At 43.0% G+C, this 18,585-nt stretch carries 16 protein-coding genes; 11 read left to right on the top strand and 5 right to left on the bottom strand.

Features of this window, described 5'->3' with window-relative positions:
• Nucleotides 1-42: 42 nt before the first annotated feature.
• From gyrB to dnaA, 4 genes are read right to left on the bottom strand one after another with little or no spacing between them, the layout of a single operon-like run.
• Nucleotides 43-2,466, bottom strand: coding sequence for a DNA topoisomerase (ATP-hydrolyzing) subunit B (gyrB, locus tag NI389_RS10270; RefSeq protein ID WP_308359766.1), 2,424 nt, complete (start codon nt 2,464-2,466; stop codon nt 43-45).
• Nucleotides 2,467-2,478: 12 nt separating this feature from the next.
• Nucleotides 2,479-3,573 (bottom strand): DNA replication/repair protein RecF, encoded by a 1,095-nt coding sequence (recF, locus tag NI389_RS10265; RefSeq protein ID WP_308359764.1) that lies wholly within the window; start codon nt 3,571-3,573, stop codon nt 2,479-2,481.
• A 16-nt stretch (nt 3,574-3,589) separates the two neighbouring features.
• Entirely contained in the window at nt 3,590-4,693 is a 1,104-nt protein-coding gene (gene dnaN, locus NI389_RS10260; RefSeq protein ID WP_308359763.1) for a DNA polymerase III subunit beta, read from the bottom strand.
• 14 nt (nt 4,694-4,707) lie between these two features.
• The gene (gene dnaA / locus NI389_RS10255) at nt 4,708-6,084 is read right to left on the bottom strand and encodes a chromosomal replication initiator protein DnaA (protein ID WP_308359762.1); all 1,377 of its coding nucleotides are present in this window, start codon (nt 6,082-6,084) and stop codon (nt 4,708-4,710) included.
• Nucleotides 6,085-6,659: 575 nt separating this feature from the next.
• Here dnaA and rpmH point away from each other — a divergent pair.
• The 8 genes from rpmH to NI389_RS10220 all read left to right on the top strand — a co-directional run bounded on the left by rpmH (nt 6,660) and on the right by NI389_RS10220 (nt 11,459).
• Entirely contained in the window at nt 6,660-6,794 is a 135-nt protein-coding gene (gene rpmH, locus NI389_RS10250; protein ID WP_010376846.1) for a 50S ribosomal protein L34, read from the top strand.
• A gap of 6 nt (nt 6,795-6,800) precedes the next feature.
• Nucleotides 6,801-7,229, top strand: a complete 429-nt coding sequence (gene rnpA, locus NI389_RS10245) for a ribonuclease P protein component (RefSeq protein ID WP_208841961.1) — start codon at nt 6,801-6,803, stop codon at nt 7,227-7,229.
• Between the two features lie 75 nt (nt 7,230-7,304).
• Nucleotides 7,305-7,574, top strand: coding sequence for a membrane protein insertion efficiency factor YidD (yidD, locus tag NI389_RS10240; protein WP_308359753.1), 270 nt, complete (start codon nt 7,305-7,307; stop codon nt 7,572-7,574).
• A complete protein-coding gene (locus tag NI389_RS21145) occupies nt 7,522-7,647 on the top strand; it encodes a PQ-loop domain-containing transporter (protein ID WP_372588595.1) in 126 nt (41 codons plus the stop codon). The genes yidD and NI389_RS21145 overlap by 53 nt, the downstream gene beginning before the upstream one ends.
• Nucleotides 7,610-9,211, top strand: a complete 1,602-nt coding sequence (gene yidC, locus NI389_RS10235) for a membrane protein insertase YidC (protein ID WP_372588629.1) — start codon at nt 7,610-7,612, stop codon at nt 9,209-9,211. Before NI389_RS21145 ends, yidC begins: the two co-directional genes overlap by 38 nt.
• A gap of 351 nt (nt 9,212-9,562) precedes the next feature.
• Nucleotides 9,563-10,234, top strand: a complete 672-nt coding sequence (locus tag NI389_RS10230) for a cytochrome c biogenesis protein CcdA (protein WP_308359750.1) — start codon at nt 9,563-9,565, stop codon at nt 10,232-10,234.
• A gap of 17 nt (nt 10,235-10,251) precedes the next feature.
• Entirely contained in the window at nt 10,252-10,710 is a 459-nt protein-coding gene (locus tag NI389_RS10225; RefSeq protein WP_308359748.1) for a TlpA disulfide reductase family protein, read from the top strand.
• On the top strand, nt 10,710-11,459 hold the full coding sequence (locus tag NI389_RS10220) for a hypothetical protein (RefSeq protein ID WP_308359746.1): 750 nt from the start codon (nt 10,710-10,712) through the stop codon (nt 11,457-11,459). The genes NI389_RS10225 and NI389_RS10220 overlap by 1 nt, the downstream gene beginning before the upstream one ends.
• On the opposite strand, the gene NI389_RS10215 is transcribed toward NI389_RS10220, so the two are convergent.
• Entirely contained in the window at nt 11,456-13,624 is a 2,169-nt protein-coding gene (locus NI389_RS10215) for a winged helix-turn-helix domain-containing protein (protein WP_308359744.1), read from the bottom strand. The genes NI389_RS10220 and NI389_RS10215 overlap by 4 nt on opposite strands.
• A 127-nt stretch (nt 13,625-13,751) precedes the next feature.
• Between NI389_RS10215 and mnmE the strand changes: the two genes are divergently transcribed.
• The 3 genes from mnmE to mnmG all read left to right on the top strand — a co-directional run bounded on the left by mnmE (nt 13,752) and on the right by mnmG (nt 18,573).
• A complete protein-coding gene (gene mnmE / locus NI389_RS10210) occupies nt 13,752-15,116 on the top strand; it encodes a tRNA uridine-5-carboxymethylaminomethyl(34) synthesis GTPase MnmE (protein ID WP_308359743.1) in 1,365 nt (454 codons plus the stop codon).
• A gap of 705 nt (nt 15,117-15,821) precedes the next feature.
• Nucleotides 15,822-16,265 (top strand): FMN-binding protein MioC, encoded by a 444-nt coding sequence (gene mioC, locus NI389_RS10205; RefSeq protein WP_308359741.1) that lies wholly within the window; start codon nt 15,822-15,824, stop codon nt 16,263-16,265.
• 418 nt (nt 16,266-16,683) lie between these two features.
• On the top strand, nt 16,684-18,573 hold the full coding sequence (mnmG, locus tag NI389_RS10200; protein WP_308359739.1) for a tRNA uridine-5-carboxymethylaminomethyl(34) synthesis enzyme MnmG: 1,890 nt from the start codon (nt 16,684-16,686) through the stop codon (nt 18,571-18,573).
• Nucleotides 18,574-18,585: the final 12 nt, after the last annotated feature.

The raw sequence follows: 18,585 nt of genomic DNA, 5'->3' as shown, positions 1-18,585 counted from the left end.
AAAAGGAGGGTTTCCCCTCCTTATTTCATTGGACTTTAAAACCTATACGTCAAGGTTTACTACGCGTAGCGCATTCTGTTCGATGAACTCACGACGAGGTTCAACTTGGTCGCCCATTAATGTAGCAAATAACTGATCTGCACCAATCGCATCTTCAATTGTTACACGAAGCATACGACGTGCATTTGGATCCATGGTTGTTTCCCACAATTGATCAGGGTTCATCTCACCTAGACCTTTATAACGTTGTATATACAAACCACGTTTAGATTCGTGCATCAACCATTCCAGTGCTTCAACAAAGTTAGTCACTGGGTTTAGCTTTTCACCACGTTGGATTTGACCATCATCTTTGATTAATCCTGCGATGTGTTTGCCCGTTTGAGCAATGCGATTGTAATCACGTGAGGTCATAAAGTCGTAGTTAAGTACATAGGCTTTATCTACACCGTGCTGGCGAATATTCACGACTGGGTAGAATAAGTTGCGTTCTTCGTCATGTTGAGTTGCCGCTGAGAAAATCGTCGCATCAACGTCATTTTCAACCAAGTCGGCCACTAACGCATTGGTCCATGCTGTAACCACCGCTTCATCCGCCAACTGAGCTTCGGTTAACTCTGGCTGATAGATTAAGCGCGTCATCACGTCCAGTGGATATTTACGATTTAGACGCTCGATCACCTTAACAGTCGATTGGTAATCGCGTACTAAGTTTTCAAGTTTCGCACCTGAAATACCATCCGCACCCGCCGTTGGGATAATTTTCGCATCTTGAAGCGCTAAGGTCGTCAAATACTCAGTCAATACTGAGTCATCTTTAATGTATTGCTCTTGCTTACCTTTCTTTACTTTATAAAGTGGAGGCTGTGCAATATAAACGTATCCACGTTCGATAATTTCAGGCATTTGACGGTAGAAGAAGGTCAACAGTAACGTACGAATATGCGAACCGTCGACGTCAGCATCCGTCATAATAATGATGCTATGATAACGCAATTTGCTCGGGTCATATTCATCACGACCAATACCACAGCCTAGCGCAGTGATCAATGTCGCAACTTCTTGTGAAGACAACATTTTGTCAAATCGCGCCTTTTCTACGTTAAGGATTTTACCTTTTAGAGGCAGGATCGCTTGGTTTTTGCGGTTACGCCCTTGTTTTGCAGAGCCACCCGCAGAGTCACCTTCCACGATGTAAAGTTCAGATAATGCGGGGTCACGTTCTTGGCAATCGGCCAATTTACCTGGTAAACCACCCAAATCCATCACGCCTTTACGACGCGTCATTTCTCGCGCCTTACGAGCTGCTTCACGAGCACGTGCAGCGTCGATAATCTTACCAACAACGATTTTTGAGTCGCCAGGATTTTCTAATAGATACTCGCTGAACTTTTCGCCCATCGCTTGCTCTACCGCAGATTTCACTTCACTCGAAACAAGTTTATCTTTGGTCTGTGATGAGAACTTAGGATCCGGTACTTTAACGCTCACAACAGCGGTCAAACCTTCACGAGCGTCATCACCCGATGTCGCTGTATTGTTTTTGCCTTTCTTGTTGTAGCCTTCATTTTCCATGTAATTGTTTAACGTACGCGTTAATGCAGCACGGAAACCGGCTAAGTGAGTCCCACCATCTCGTTGTGGAATGTTGTTAGTAAAACAGTAAATGTTTTCTTGGAAGCCATCGTTCCACTGAAGAGATACTTCAACACTGATACCATCTTCACGTTCCATTGAAAAATGGAAAACGTTGTGGTGAACCGGTGTCTTTTTACGGTTAAGGTACTCAACAAACGCTTTAATACCACCTTCGTATTTAAAGTGGTCCTGTTTGTTTTCTTCACGTTCATCCATTAAGAAAATCGAAACGCCTGAGTTTAAGAATGATAACTCACGTAGACGTTTTGCAAGGATGTCGTAGTGGAAATTGATATCAGAGAACGTCTCTGCTGAAGGCCAAAAACGCAGTTCAGTACCAGTGCTATCGGCATCACCGATCACAGCAAGCGGAGCATCCGGCACACCATGAGTGTATTTCTGTTGATGCAATTTACCCGCACGACGTACAGTAAGCAAAAGTTTCTCAGAAAGAGCATTTACTACCGATACACCTACACCGTGCAAACCACCTGATACTTTATAGGAGTTGTCATCGAATTTACCACCGGCATGAAGTACCGTCATGATAACTTCAGCGGCTGAAACACCTTCTTCTGGGTGAATATCAGTAGGGATACCACGACCATTATCGCGAACAGACACAGAACCGTCAGAATGGATTGTGACAAAAATATCATCACAGTACCCTGCAAGTGCTTCGTCGATTGAGTTATCAACGACCTCAAACACCATGTGGTGTAAACCTGTACCATCGTCGGTGTCACCGATATACATGCCTGGACGCTTTCTTACAGCATCCAATCCCTTCAGTACCTTGATACTCGATGAATCGTAATTATTAGACATGGTTTCTTCCAATTATCTTGTTATTAGGTTGCCATGTTTCACGTGGAACATTTTCAGTTCACGTTCCATGGGTTCCACAACACGTGCAATACTTTGCTCATCAATGGCTGTTATAAATAGCTGTGACTGGCAAAGCTGCAGGAGTCTTGCTACTAATTCTATTGTTTCTGAACTCAGTTCAGATGGTAAATCATCGATTAAAAGAATCGACTGCTTTTTGCTTTGCGACTCAATTAAGTCAGTTTGTGTTATTTTTAAAGCGTAAAGCAAAAGCTTAAGTTGACCGCGAGACAGCACCTGTTCCACGCTCATTCCTTTGGTAAAAAAATTAAAGTCACTTTTGTGTGGACCTTTACTTGTATAGCCAAGTTTAACATCCCGCTCAAAGTGGCTTTCAAGTTCGTTTTGCAGAGCTTCGCCCTTTTTCCAACCTGATTGAAATCGAATTTCAAGCCCTTCACCAAAGGGTAAGTTGGCTATTATTTTACCAAAAAATACGTCATTAAACCTACTAATATACGCTTCTCTACAGCGATTTACGACCTCTGCCAGTCTAACAAATTCTTTATCCCAATACTTAATTTGTTCAGAATATTTCTGCGGCCGTGTTTTAAGTAACGCATTGCGTTGTTTTAACACTTGAGAAAACTGTTGCCACGCAGACATGAATTCATGTTCCACGTGGAACACCCCCAAGTCCAAAAAACGACGGCGCTCTTTTGGACCACCAAAAAATAAGCTATAGCTTTCAGGGGTAATAACTTGTACGGGCAGCAACTGCGCAAGCTCTGACATTCGTCTCGCGACTTTACCTTGGATTTTTATGATGCTCTCGCCTTGCTGGTTTTTACTTATACCAACAGGCACTAAAAGATGATGTAGAGACTTTTTACCATGAACAATGCATTGAGGCTGTTCATGACGAATGAGTAATTTTGAGTTAGTTGTTCGAAACGATTTACCATGAGACAGAAAATAAATAGCTTCCAGTAAGCTTGATTTACCGCTTCCGTTGGCACCTAGGATCACATTAATGTGTTCGCTAGGCTCCAAGGAAATAGCCTCAATGTTTCGAAATTGTGAAAGGCTGAGCTGATTAAGACTCATATTAAGAATTTCAAAACTACAGACGCATTGGCATTACAACATACATTGATTCTGACTCGTCAACGCCTTCGATTAAAACACTGCTGTTCGTATCCAACAGTGTAAATGTGACGTCTTCGGTTTTCAGCGTGTTCAGTACATCAAGCAAATAAGACACATTAAAGCCGATTTCCAAATCGTCACCCTGGTACATTACCTCAACGACTTCTTCAGCTTGTTCTTGCTCAGGGTTATTCGCACTGATTTTGAGCAGACCATTGGTCAGGTTCAAACGAACGCCTCGAAACTTTTCGTTTGAAAGAATAGACACACGTTGAAATGCACTACGTAACCACTCTCGGTTCGCTGTCACTATCTTATCCCCACCGCGCGGCAATACACGACGGTAATCAGGGAAACGACCATCCACTAATTTACTCGTAAATGTAAATTCAATGTCGATTATACGAATATGGTTCGCCCCGAACTGAATGGTAATTAGCGTATCGTCCGCAATCATCAAGCGCATAATTTCTTGCACGCCTTTACGGGGAATAATCAACTGACGTTGCATACCGACCGAACCAGCTAAATGTGTTTGAGACAGAGCCAACCGATGGCCATCTGTCGCAACCGTTTTAATGTCTTGATTGTCGACTTCAAAAGACATCCCATTTAGGTAATAACGAACATCCTGATTCGCCATAGAAAACGAAGTACTTTCTAACAGAGAGCGTAGCTCTATTCTGGTGAGTTGAAATTCGACCTCACCGTCCCAAGATTCTAAATTCGGAAAATCTTCAGCAGCCAAAGTTGTTAATGAAAAACGGCTCTGGCCACTCGTTAACAACAATTGGTGCTCTTGAGTCGCTAATGTGAGCGTAGCTCCATCAGGTAGACTCTTACAGATATCAAGCAATTTCTTTGCTGGCAGCGTAATTTTCGCATCTGGTGCAGGTTGCTCTAATTCAACGCACGCAACTAACTCGATTTCAAGATCAGTACCTGTCATAGACAAAATACCGTCCTTCACTTCAAGTAATACATTCGCCAATATTGGCAAGGTATGTTTGCGTTCAATAGCTCCAGACACTTGCATCAATGGCTTTAAAAACTGGTCTCTTGATATTGTTATTTGCATGAGTGTTTTGCCCTTTACGATGACAACGTTCTAATTAAGTTTTGGTAATCTTCTTTGACTTCATGAGATTCGTCACGCAATGCTTTTACCTTGCGGCAAGCATGCAGCACGGTTGTATGGTCTCGCCCACCAAATGCATCACCAATTTCAGGTAAACTGTGATTGGTTAGTTCTTTTGACAAAGCCATAGCCACTTGGCGAGGACGAGCAACCGAACGGCTGCGTCGTTTTGACAACAAATCTGACACGCGAATACGATAATATTCAGCTACTGTGCGTTGAATATTATCGATCGTCACTAATTTATCTTGCAGCGCTAATAAGTCACGAAGCGCCTCTTTGACAAAGTCGATTGAAATCGGACGACCCGTAAAATTCGCATTGGCGATAACACGGTTCAATGCACCTTCTAACTCACGCACATTGGAACGCAATTTTTTCGCAATAAAGAAAGCGACCTCATGCGGCAAGTTGATGTTACTTTGCTGCGCTTTCTTCATCAAAATTGCGACGCGCGTTTCTAGTTCTGGTGGCTCAATTGCGATGGTTAAACCCCACCCAAATCGAGATTTAAGTCTGTCTTCCACCCCTTCGATTTCTTTCGGGTACCGATCAGACGTCAAAATAATTTGTTGATTACCTTCTAACAACGCATTAAAGGTATGGAAAAATTCTTCTTGAGAGCGCTCTTTATTTGCAAAGAATTGAATGTCATCGATCATCAATGCATCCACACTACGGTAAAAACGTTTAAATTCTTCAATCGCGTTATTCTGTAGCGCCTTTACCATATCCTGAACAAAACGCTCTGAATGCATGTAGACAATTTTAGCATCTTGTTTTTTCGCTAAAATTCCATTGCCGACCGCATGAAGTAAGTGAGTCTTACCTAACCCCGTACCACCATAGATAAATACAGGGTTGAATGCCGAGCCTGGATTATCTGCGACTTGTACAGCCGCGGCTTTCGCCAACTGGTTTGACTTACCTTCAACAAAATTATCAAACGTGTAATTTTCTTTAATGTTCGTTTTAAAACCAGACTTCGGCGCAGGTTCTACTTTTTCCGGTTTTTCTTGCGCACGTAGCTCATTACTGTGCTGACTGACTACATCTACTTTAGCCGCTTGCACTTGTGGCATCATCGGTTTGCTGCCAACATCAAAGCGCAATTCTGGCGCCTCATTACCACAAATTTCAACGAGCAGTTCATTAATACGGTTTAGGTACTTTTCGCGTACCCAATCAAGAACAAAACGATTTGGTGCATAAATCGTTAAGGTATCTTCGGTGCTTTCCGCTTGTAGGGGTCTTACCCACATATTGAATTGCTGAGCTGGAAGCTCGTCTTGCAATACATATAAACAACTTTGCCAAACCGACAGATACACAATGCACTCCAAGTAATCATCGAAGTTATCCCCGGACATCAATAAATGTACGTGATAACCTGTTATTATCGTTCTAATAAGAGGTGAAAGCCGGATATTATGAAGCTACTTTATCCACAAGTTCAATATTGACTTTTTTGAAAAAGACGATCTCAACCAAAAAACAAATTAAAATGTTGATTATTAAGGTTATTTATTTTCACCAACTCATCTAGATCGTAGCATATTCTGGTTAAGATCTCACCTCGAAAATTCGATCATTTTTAGTTTTCCAGAGCTTTTGGCCACTTTATCTACATAAACTGTGGAAAACTCGATACATTATAGATCTTGCGAGATCTTCAAGTTGATCTTAAGATCAGCGCCGCTGCCGCAAAGATGGCTCAGAACTGCCAAGACATCCATTCGTCCTTGCCGAAATTTCAGCAACTTGCCTGAAAAACAAGCACTGAAGAGCAGATTATGATTGACTTTATTGAGTCGCAGCAGTAATATCTCGCGCTCGCAATGGCACCTGTGCCAGGATCGCGACCTGCATAGGATGTTTTAACCTTAACCGATCGGATGGAATTGTTATGAAAAGAACTTTTCAACCTAGCGTATTAAAGCGTAAGCGTACTCACGGTTTCCGTGCTCGTATGGCTACAAAGAACGGCCGTAAAGTTTTAGCGCGTCGTCGTGCTAAAGGCCGTAAAGTACTAAGTGCATAAGCCTTAGTGAAAAGCTTTAGCTTTGGTAGGGAGTTACGTTTGTTAACTCCCTCTCATTACTCCAGAATCTTCCAAGAGCCTGCAAGGGCAGCCACTCCTTTCTTTACCTTATTAGCAAAACCCAATGAACAAGACGTGCCTCGCCTTGGTTTAACGGTAGCTAAAAAACACGTAAAGCAAGCGAATCAACGTAATCGTATTAAACGTTTAGCGCGTGAAAGCTTCCGTTTAAATCGTCATTCCCTTGATAACATTGATATCGTATTAATGGTTAAAAAAGGTATCGATGAGCAGAGCAACGAAGAAATCACAAAGCAATTAACTAAATTGTGGCGCAAGATTAATGAACGTTGTCAGCCGGGTTACACCCCACCTCCTTTTACGCCACGTAACAACCAACGTAATAAGTCGAATAAAGGCAAGGACAAACGCTAAACATCCACAATCATGGTAATGATAGCCAGATTGCGGTACTCTTAGCTCACCTTTTAATCATCGCGTATTCACCTCATGCTAAATGCATTGCGGCGCATTCTAAAATTCGTCGCGTTATCCTTGATCCGTGGTTATCAACGCTTTATTAGTCCGATGCTAGGACCGCATTGTCGATTCAATCCGACATGCTCACATTACGCTATTTTTGCGATAAATTTGCACGGATTGCGAAAAGGGAGTTGGTTAGCAATGAAACGCATATTAAAATGTCACCCTTTAAATCCCGGTGGGGATGATCCTGTACCGGGAAAATCTGAGCCAAATAATCACCAACACGAGAAATAAGAGCTGTTATGGAATCGCAACGCACGTTTTTATTTATCGGTTTACTGCTTGTTTCTTTTTTACTATTCACTGAATGGCAAAAAGAAAACAACCAGCAACAAGCTGATACCAGTGCCACACAAACAGTGACATCACCGTCACAAACTGCTTCAAACGCAGATGTACCAACCTCTAGTACAGGTTTACCTGCTCAAACAACACACGTTGATCGCCAAGTGATCACGGTTAAAACGGATGTTTTGGCTGTGAAAATCGACACTAAAGGTGGTGACATTGTTGAAGCAAAACTTTTAAAACACATGGAAACGCACGGTAGTGATGTACCATACCTGCTACTCGGTGAGTTTGATGGTAAGCAATATGTTTCACAAAGTGGTCTAGTTGGTTTAAATGGCCCAGATGCAGCAGCACAAGGTCGTCCAGTCTATACATCGGACAAAAGTGAATACACACTAACTGGTGATGAACTTGTGGTCCCTTTACACTTTGTTGATGACAAAGGGGTACAGTTCACTAAAACGTTCACGTTTAAAGCGAATAACTATGATGTTGGCGTTCGCTATGACGTAAGTAACCAAACTGATGCGCCAATTCAAGTACAGCTGTATACGCAAATTAAGCGTACGGTACAAGATAAAGGTAGCATGGTAGACCAAACTTACCTTGGAGCGTCTTACGGTACAGCTGAAGAGCCATATGAAAAATACTCTTTCAAAAAAATGGCTGAAGCAAATCTAAATAAGACGACACAAGGTGGCTATATCGCCTTTATCCAACACTATTTTGTTAGTGCATGGGTTCCTGATCAAACAACCAACAACTTAATTTATTCTGCTGTTCGTAATGGCCAAGGCATCATTGGTGTGAAAGCCGATCCAGTGAATATTGCCGCTGGTGCAAATACGGCGCTTACGGCTCAGTATTATATGGGTCCAAAAGACACGGAGACGCTAGAAGCTATCCACCCTGATCTTCATTTAACCGTCGACTATGGCTGGTTATGGTTTATCTCTTTACCGTTACTGTCGCTTCTGAAGTTCCTTTATAGTGTCATCGGTAACTGGGGTGTATCTATTATTGCCATCACGATTGTTGTTAAATCGCTTCTTTACCCACTGACAAAAGCGCAATATACGTCGATGGCGAAAATGCGTATGTTGCAACCAAAAATGCAAGCGTTGAAAGAACGTTTTGGTGATGATCGCCAGAAGTTTGGTCAAGCAATGATGGAGCTTTATCGCAAAGAGCAAGTAAACCCTATGGGCGGCTGTTTCCCATTATTACTGCAAATGCCTATCTTCTTAGCATTATTCTACGTTTTCTTAGAATCAACAGAATTACGTCATGCTGAATTCGGTTTGTGGTTAACAGACCTATCGTCAAAAGATCCGTATTTTGTGCTACCAATTCTTTTTGGTGCGAGTATGTTCTTGACGCAAAAGTTACAACCAACAACGGTCACCGATCCAATGCAACAGAAAATGATGACTTGGATGCCTGTGATTTTCTCGGTATTTTTCCTTTGGTTCCCATCGGGCCTAGTACTCTATTGGTTGGTTTCAAACCTTATCTCTATCGCACAGATGCTTTTCATCTACCGTGGCATGGAGAAAAAAGGCTTGAAAGTTCGCGGCTAGTCCTGTTCGCAAATCACCAAACGCCTGCGCTATTGCAGGCGTTTTTGTTTATTCTAAATAAGATTCTGTTCTTATCCTTATTCAGCCTCTTAAACCTCATCTTTCTGTTTAATGCTGTCGAGACAACCCTATCGCTCAAGCAAAACCGAGTCACCTCCACCAGCACCTTACTATCTGAACTGACTGAACAAAGCCACCACATTCAGACTAACCAGCTTTTTTCATCCTTAAAATAACCATATAAAACAGTAGTTTGATAAATTTTGACACCGATTTGGGGTGGTTTTGATAGGGAATTATGGGACTCTCGGCCATGCTCGGCGTAAATTAATTTACAGCGAAGAGTAACCTATGATCGAAACCCTATTACTGGATAAGTTAGCGACTGCTGCCATCAGTTGGTGGCAATTACCACTGGCCCTTTTAGTCGGTGTATTAACAAGCTTTACCCCGTGTGTTTATCCTATCTTGCCAATTACCTTAGCGACACTCACGCAGCAGCGACATCAACGATTTGCGCCCTTTGTTTACTGCTTAGGCTTCGCAGCCATATACGCAGCGCTTGGCTTCATCGCAGCATGGACAGGCAGCCTATTTGGTCAAGTTGCAACAAACCCATGGGTACTACTCGTTTTTGCCAACGTACTACTGTATTTTGCCGCAGTCACTAAAGGATTTCTCACCTTACCGGCGCTTCCTTCTACCATATCGAACACACACTCTGCTCCATTGTTGATGGGTATGGCCAGCGCTTTAGTTGCAGCACCTTGCACTTCCCCCGTCTTAGGTGGTTTGTTGCTCTATGTCGCCAATGCACAACAGCCAATACTCGGCGCAGCGTTGCTTTTTAGTTTTGCCCTTGGCATGAGCAGCTTACTGCTTATTGCCGGCTTGAGTACGCGATTTATCGCTAAATTGCCCAAATCGGGCCCTTGGTTAAAGCACATCACCACCCTAACTGCACTGCTGCTTTTGGCGATGGCGCAATATTTTCTTATTCAAGCGGGCAAAAGCTGGCTTTAATTTCCACAGGAGGATTTATGAAACGATCACCATTACTTTTACTGATCACCTTACTCAGTTGTTCATTGATGGCAAAAGAGTATGCACCGCTAAATGCACAAACTCTTGATAGTCAAACTATCAAAAGCTTGGGCAAAGTGACTTACCTTAAATTCTGGGCGACTTGGTGTTCTTACTGTATCGAAGAAATGCCGTTATTAGAACGTAGTTATGAACAAGCAAAGGGAGGATATCAAGTTGTCGCCGTCAATATAGGCTTTAATCAATCCGAGCGAGGTGTACGCGCGTTTTTGCAAAAACACCAATATCAATTTCCAACCGTATTCGATGTCAGTGGAGAAATCACACAACAATTCAAAGTACTCGGTACCCCACAGCATATCTTAATCGACGAACATGGGCAGGAAATTTATCGGAGTGCACTTTTTACCGACGAATTAAAAACCTTGTTAGAAACCTACCAAGGAGGTAACTAATGTTACTAAGACACGCCCTACTCATCATCGTGTTATGCGTATTTAAATCGGCAATCGTCAATGCACAAACGAAAGAGTATGTATTTATTAATATTTGGGATGAGTATGAACAACCGACCACATTACCAGCCCCTCTAGCACCGCGAATCTTTTTGCAACCCGATCTCAATATTGATGCAGCTAGTCTCCAGCAATTTAAAGTTACCTATCCCGATTACGCAACGCTCAATATCGATAACCACAATCAACTTATGCGTACATTTGGTGTTCGACAAACGCCCTATCGCGTCATTGTTGAAGATGGCAAGGTGGTAAAGCGAGAAGCATTAATATCACCCCTTGCATCTCCTCATCTGGAGGAGAAAAAACCACTACAAACGCTGTCAGGTAAGTCGTTCGCTATCAACCACATTGATACCAAATACCGTGTGCTATTTCTCAGTGACAGCCTATGCCCATTCCATCACTTGCCGAACTGCGAAATGCGCGTAAAGCAAAACAACGAATTGGCATTTGCCTCTATCTACCCGGTTATTACCATCATTAAACCGTTTTACGTTGATATCCAAAATGCCTTTGATTACCAACAACGCTTCCAAGTGCAACAGGAAATTGTGTTCGATCATCACAATGAGGTATTTCGTCAGTTTGATGTTCATGAATTGCCTTATTGGCTCGTACAAAACCAACAAGGTCAAGTGATATACCGAGGAAATAAAATGCCAACGCTACCTGCGCTATTTCACTAGTTAATAGTCCATTTGCTTTGGCAATATACACTGTAAGGTGCGTCAATAAGCCCCGAGATCACACTCGGTGTTGCCGCACTTTGCTGTTCTAACTGTTGAAGTTGAGTTATCAGCAATGCACTATTTCTCAGATCCGCAAGCTGAGCGACCAACTGTTTCTTTAATTCTTCTTCATGATTCATTTGGGCCGCGACCGCTCCATACAACAACACCAATTGCGATTGGCTGTGTGCCGGCATCAGCAAAATAGCCTGTTCTGGTTCATTTTTTAATAGATGTATATACATTTGTGTGTACTGTGCATAGATTTCTACTTCACCTAATTGGAGCTGTTGATACGCCTCAAATGCCTGCTGTGTTAACTGTTCTGCCGCGGAGATATTTCCCGCTTTTAGCCAAGTCCACGCATATAATAATTTCACATTCGCGCGTGTCACGGGAGACAGATAATCACTGTCCAGCAACGTTTGATAAGCAGTTATTGCCTGCTGCAGCGCTTCCGTATCCCCACTTTGTAATGCCATGTCCATATAGGCCATGGCAATCAAAAGATGTCGTTGCTCGTAATTGGGTAAAAAACGCTTATCAATAGGCTTTTGCGTTAGATACTGAAGGGCCGTTTGACCTTGGTGCAGCTGGATATAGTAAAAGCCAAGATACGACAAAATTTGTTGTTCCAAGAATTCATAGCCACCTTGCTTTGCAAGTGTCAATGCGCGCAATAAGCTTGGTTCCGTAATAGCCACTGGTACTAAGTAATTTTGTCCATACGCAAAAAGCGCCTGGATTAAACTCATTGTTTGACCCGTTTGCTGATAATACGCAATGGCTTGCTCTAATACCGGTCTACTCTTTTGCAAATTCAGCAAGGTTTTTTCCATTGGACCTGCTGCGGGTGGATTGGCTAAATAAAAGCTGCGCTGCGCTTCGCTAAAGGCAAAAGAACGGCTCCCAATGAGCGTGTGTGCTGCGTTCATCGCGCGCTGATATGCTTCCCACCGTTGTAGCGTCCAATACAAGTCGGCTTGCAGTTGATAGGCCATCGCGATCAATTCAACTTGCTGGCTTCGCTGCGCTGACAATAAGGCTTGATCTGCTTGACTCAACGCCTTAGTAAATTGTCCTTGTGCCTTATAAAACTCACCATAATAGAGATGAAAACGCGCTTGGGTGGCTACTTTTGCTGAAGTCAGTGAAATCTCTGCAAAGCGTCGTTCCGCTTCCTCTATCTCGCCCAATTGCCAACTCAACTGAGCCAGCTCTAGTTGGCTCGGTAGATGGTCTGGCATTTGCAATAATGCTGCGTCGAAATACGCTTTCGCGAGTTTCGGACCGTGTTCCATCAGAGCCTGCACGCCTCGATAATAATCACTCATGCCCTGGTTTTGTGGTGTATCAGTGTTATCGTTAGGCTGCTTGCGCATTTTTAATTGGATAATTAACTGATTAGCAACACTCGGAAATTGCTCGTCTAGTTGCTCAACGACCAATTGCAGCGTTTGGTTTCCATAATGAGCTTCCAAGACAAAGCGCTGCTGCATGGGTTTAAGCTTAAGTGTGAGCTTATCAGTATTCTTTTCTGTTTCGAATTCGGCGTTTTGGCTTTTGGGCATCAATTGAAACTGGTCGTGCAATTGTTCTCGCAATGACGCTTCTAGGGCGTAACCCCACCACGTATTCGCGTCAACTCCAGTCTCATTTTGTAGAGGAAAAATGATCAGCCGCCTTTTATTGACCGACTGATAGGGTATCTGTTCTTCGGTAAAAAGCGTTTTCACACCCACCCCACCGACGATGAATAGCACCATCAAAATGGACGCCCATTTTGCTTTATTCAAAAGATCTACTCGACGCTTAATTCGGTTTTCGACGGGACAAATCCAATGATAGCCTTGTTGAGGCACCGTTTTGATGAAAATAGGTTGCTGTGCGCTGTCGTTTAACGCCTGACGCAGCTCCGTTATGCTTTGCGTCAGCGCGGCTTCGCGAAATTCACCATGTTGCCATAAGGCCGATAATAACGCCTCGCGCGTCACCGTTTGGTTGGGATGCGTCAGAAAGTAACTCAACAATTGCGCAACCTTAGGCCGCAAAGCTATCTGCTCTTCCTCCCTGTACAAACTTAACGAGGCTAAATCGAAGCGATACTGACGAAAATACAACACAGGAAGAATTGTCCTTAAACAAGTATTAAACAGCGGAACAAGATGTAGATATTGTCCACTTACTATACCTGACAAATCTCGATTGCTGTACAATTAAGCTTATTAAACCGTCAGTCAAAGAGTCGTCATGATCGCACAAGACACCATAGCCGCTCAGGCTACCGCACCCGGTCGCGGTGGCGTTGGCATTATTCGAGTATCTGGACAGCTTGCAAAACAGGTTGCTGAGCACATTTTGGGCAAGTGCCCTAAAACGCGATACGCCGAATATCTGCCGTTTAAAACCCTCGCGGGAGAACAACTCGATCAAGGTATTGCCTTGTTCTTTCAGGGTCCAAACTCATTTACAGGTGAAGATGTACTAGAATTGCAAGGCCATGGAGGTCCTGTCGTGATGGATATGCTGCTGCGCGAAATTAGTCAATTAGACGGCGTACGGCTAGCAAACCCTGGTGAATTCTCTGAGCGTGCCTTTTTAAACGATAAGCTGGATTTAACACAAGCTGAAGCAATTGCGGATTTAATTAATGCGACCAGCGAACAGGCGGCAAAAAGTGCACTTCATTCTATGCAAGGCAACTTTTCAAAACACATCCATACGCTGGTGGAGCAAGTGATCCACTTACGTATGTACGTTGAGGCCGCAATTGATTTCCCAGATGAAGAAATCGATTTTCTTTCGGATGGCAAAGTAGCTAACGATCTCAACAAAATCATCGATCAGTTGAGTGAAGTCCGCGTTCAAGCTAAGCAAGGCGCGATAATGCGCGAAGGCATGAAAGTGGTTATTGCAGGTCGACCAAATGCGGGAAAATCAAGCCTACTTAATGCTCTAGCTGGCCGCGAAGCCGCCATTGTCACTGATATTGCGGGTACAACTCGTGACGTATTACGTGAACACATCCATATTGATGGCATGCCGCTGCATATCATTGATACAGCTGGTCTTCGTGAAAGCCCAGATAAAGTGGAGCAAATCGGGATTGAACGTGCTTGGGATGAGATCCGTGGTGCGGACCATGTTCTCTTTATGGTTGATGGGCTCGAAACCCGCGAAAGCGATCCCACCAAAATTTGGCCAGATTTCATGGCTAAATTACCACAAGGAATGGCTGTAACCGTCGTACGCAATAAAATAGATCTCAGTGATGAACAAGCAGGATTGTGCCAGCAGGGTCACCACCCAGTACTGCGTTTAAGTGCCAAAGATGAGTTAGGCATTGACCTTCTTCGCGACCATTTAAAACGTTGTATTGGTTTCCAAGGCGCAACAGAAGGTGGTTTTATGGCTCGTCGTCGCCACCTAGACGCGCTTGAACGTGCAGCGGAGCATCTTGAGATTGGTCGAGATCAACTGGAAATGCATATCGCGGGAGAAATTTTGGCCGAAGAGCTGCGTCTCACTCAACAATATCTTAACGAGATCACTGGAGAATTCAGTTCGGATGATTTACTTGGCAAGATTTTCAGCTCTTTTTGTATCGGCAAATAAGCCCAAGTTCACTGAGTTGGCAGTTCAGCCAACTCAGCTTGCTTCACTCACTCTACCTATTTCCAAGTTCAAAAAAAGACAGATGCAAGCTCTGCAGCCTATACATTCACGCCTGAATTCACCACAACCTCAACTTCCGAAGACGTAAAAATGACTCGTAACGTGTCACTCGTAATTCTTCTTCGCACAAAATGATCTCAATAACACCCATGTTTAGCACTTTGACTCGGTCAAATTGTGCGCGATTTGAACCACAAAAAGCGATTCTACGCTCGCAGATGTTCTCTTTTTTACCATTCAATCCATTTTTTTAGATTTTTTTCTTATATTGATCATCTTTTTAGGATCCATTTCTAGAGACCTATTTATGTGGTTTTTGCCACTATCCACAGACTTTCTTCCACAGCTGACCATTACGGTATATTTCGATCAAAAACACCGCTATTTATGGCGAATTTTAATCGAAATGTTAGAGCCAACATTCCTGTTTTACGCATTTATCTCCCTGCTTATCCACAATTAGATCACTTTGTTACGCAACTATAAATATAATAAATAACAAACAAAATCAGGTAGTTATTTATTATATTTGCCATTTAGCCTAGTTTTATCGCGAAATGGCTTTATCAACAATCCGTTGATCACTTTTGTTCTAGGTAAAAGCACGGTAAAATCGCCGCATTGAATTTTTCATGTAATGAACAGATGCAGAACCTCGAGATCATTGTTGGTAGCCAAATGGGATCGGCCGAATATGTAGCAGAACAAGTACAGCAAGTTCTGGTAGATCAAGGGTTTGATGTGACTTTGCATTTACAGCCTGAGTTTAATGACCTTGTTCATTCAACATGGCTTATCGTGACATCAACTTACGGTGCAGGCGATTATCCTGACAATTTATTGCCTTTTATTGAACGGCTAAATAACACTGTGGATCTTACTGCTATTCAATTTGCAGTGATAGGAATTGGTGATTCAAGCTACGATACCTTTAATTTCGCAGCAAAAAATGTCGCACAGCTACTACTCAATAAAGGTGCAACGCAATTACTGCCAGCTCTTTACATTAACGTATTGGATCAATCCTTACCGGAAGATACCGCAGAAGCTTGGGCTCCTTCACTTGCCGATGTGCTACATACCTTATAGAGAATGATCGTTATATCCAACTTATTCACATTTAGATCTAAAATTAGTTCGCTATGTGGATAAGTTCTGATCTAACTGCGGATCTATGCATACTTATCCATTGGATAAAAATCCTCGAGATCGAGGCTGTGTATAAATAGCGATTTTGATCAAAGCTTATGCTTAGTTAGATCCGATCTAATTCACATCAATTGATCCGATCTAATTAACTGTTTTACAAAATGAAAAATGACTTACTCACAGATATTGGCTTGCTTAAATATAAGATCAATAAAGATCTCTTTAAAAGATCTTATATATTTTTAGTGATCCACTTTAGCTTCTGTACAATATTTAATCATTTCACTTCTCTCAATTTCTAGGTAGAATACGCTCCCTTTCAGAAATTACTGGTTAGTGTTTAATTAGGATCCCGTTAATGCTTTATCACGAACAGTTTGATGTCATTGTTGTTGGTGGTGGTCATGCTGGTACCGAAGCCGCTTTAGCGTCGGCTCGTATGGGTATGAATACGCTTTTATTGACCCACAATATGGATACGTTAGGACAGATGTCTTGTAATCCTGCGATTGGAGGGATCGGCAAAGGACATCTTGTTAAAGAGATCGATGCGCTAGGTGGCGCTATGGCGAGAGCCATCGATAAAGGTGGGATCCAATTTAGAACGTTGAACAGCTCAAAAGGCCCTGCTGTTCGTGCAACTCGTGCACAAGCCGATCGCCAACTGTACAAAGCGGCGATCCAAGACATTTTACAACACCAACCAAACTTGACGATTTTCCAACAATCTTGTGATGACCTAATTGTCGAAAACAACCGTGCAACGGGTGTTGTAACGCAAATGGGTTTGCGCTTTAAAGCCAAAGCAGTAGTACTGACGGTCGGTACCTTTCTTGGTGGCCGTATTCACATTGGTATGGAAAATTACAACGGTGGTCGTGCTGGTGATCCACCTTCTATCGCGCTTGCAAACCGTCTTCGTGAAATGCCTTTCCGTGTTGATCGTTTAAAAACCGGTACTCCGCCGCGTATCGATGCTCGTACGGTTGATTTTACTGTAATGCAAGAACAGCCAGGTGACACGCCGACACCGGTATTTTCATTCATGGGCAAACAATCGGATCACCCAACGCAGATCCCATGCTATATCACTTACACGAATGAAAAGACGCACGATACGATCCGTAATAACCTTCATCGCTCTCCTATGTATGCAGGCGTTATCGAAGGAATTGGACCGCGTTATTGTCCGTCAATTGAAGATAAAATTGTGCGTTTTGCGGACAAAGAAAAACATCAGATCTTCGTAGAACCAGAAGGGTTAAATACTTACGAGTTGTACCCGAACGGAATTTCGACGAGTTTGCCATTTGATGTGCAACTTGAAATCGTACGCTCGATTAAAGGGTTTGAAAACGCGCATATTTGCCGACCTGGTTATGCCATTGAGTACGATTTCTTTGACCCTCGTGATTTGAAACAATCTCTTGAAACTAAGTTCGTCGACGGACTCTTTTTTGCGGGTCAAATCAACGGTACAACCGGTTATGAAGAAGCCGGAGCACAAGGTCTTATCGCTGGTATGAATGCCGCATTACAAGTGCAAGATAAAGAAGCTTGGACACCACGTCGTGACGAAGCATACGTTGGCGTATTAATTGATGACTTAGCAACGCTCGGTACGAAAGAGCCGTATCGCATGTTTACCAGCCGCGCGGAATACCGTTTATTGCTTCGTGAAGATAACGCGGATCTGCGTTTAACCGCTAAAGGCCGTGACCTCGGCCTGGTTGATGATGCTCGCTGGGCTGCATTCAATGAAAAGTTGGAAGTTATGGAGCAAGAAACACAACGTATTCGTTCTACATGGATCCATAAAGATCACCCAGCTTTAAATGCGGTGAATAATTTATTAAAAGCGCCGCTTTCACGTGAAGCGAGTTTGGAAGATCTTTTGCGCCGTCCAGAGATCAATTATCACGATCTGATGGCGATAGAGGGTTTAGGATCTGAGTCTGAAAATCTTCAAGCGCTTGAACAAGTTGAGATCCAAACGAAATACGCAGGTTACATTGCTCGTCAACAAGACGAAATTGAAAAACAAATGCGCCATGAACAAACCGCATTGCCATTGGACTTTGATTATCGTCAAGTGAGTGGCTTATCAAATGAAGTCATCACGAAGTTGTCGGATGCTCGTCCTCAGACGATTGGTCAAGCTTCGCGTATTTCTGGTATCACGCCGGCGGCGATTTCGCTATTATTAGTGTATCTGAAGAAGCAAGGTCTATTACGCAAGTCTGCGTAACGAAAAGGTACA

The sequence above is a fragment of the Pseudoalteromonas xiamenensis genome (genome assembly GCF_030994125.1).
Taxonomy (GTDB): Bacteria; Pseudomonadota; Gammaproteobacteria; order Enterobacterales; family Alteromonadaceae; genus Pseudoalteromonas; species Pseudoalteromonas xiamenensis_B.
Note: the sequence above shows the minus strand (reverse complement) of the source record. Positions and strands in the feature narration are given on the sequence as shown.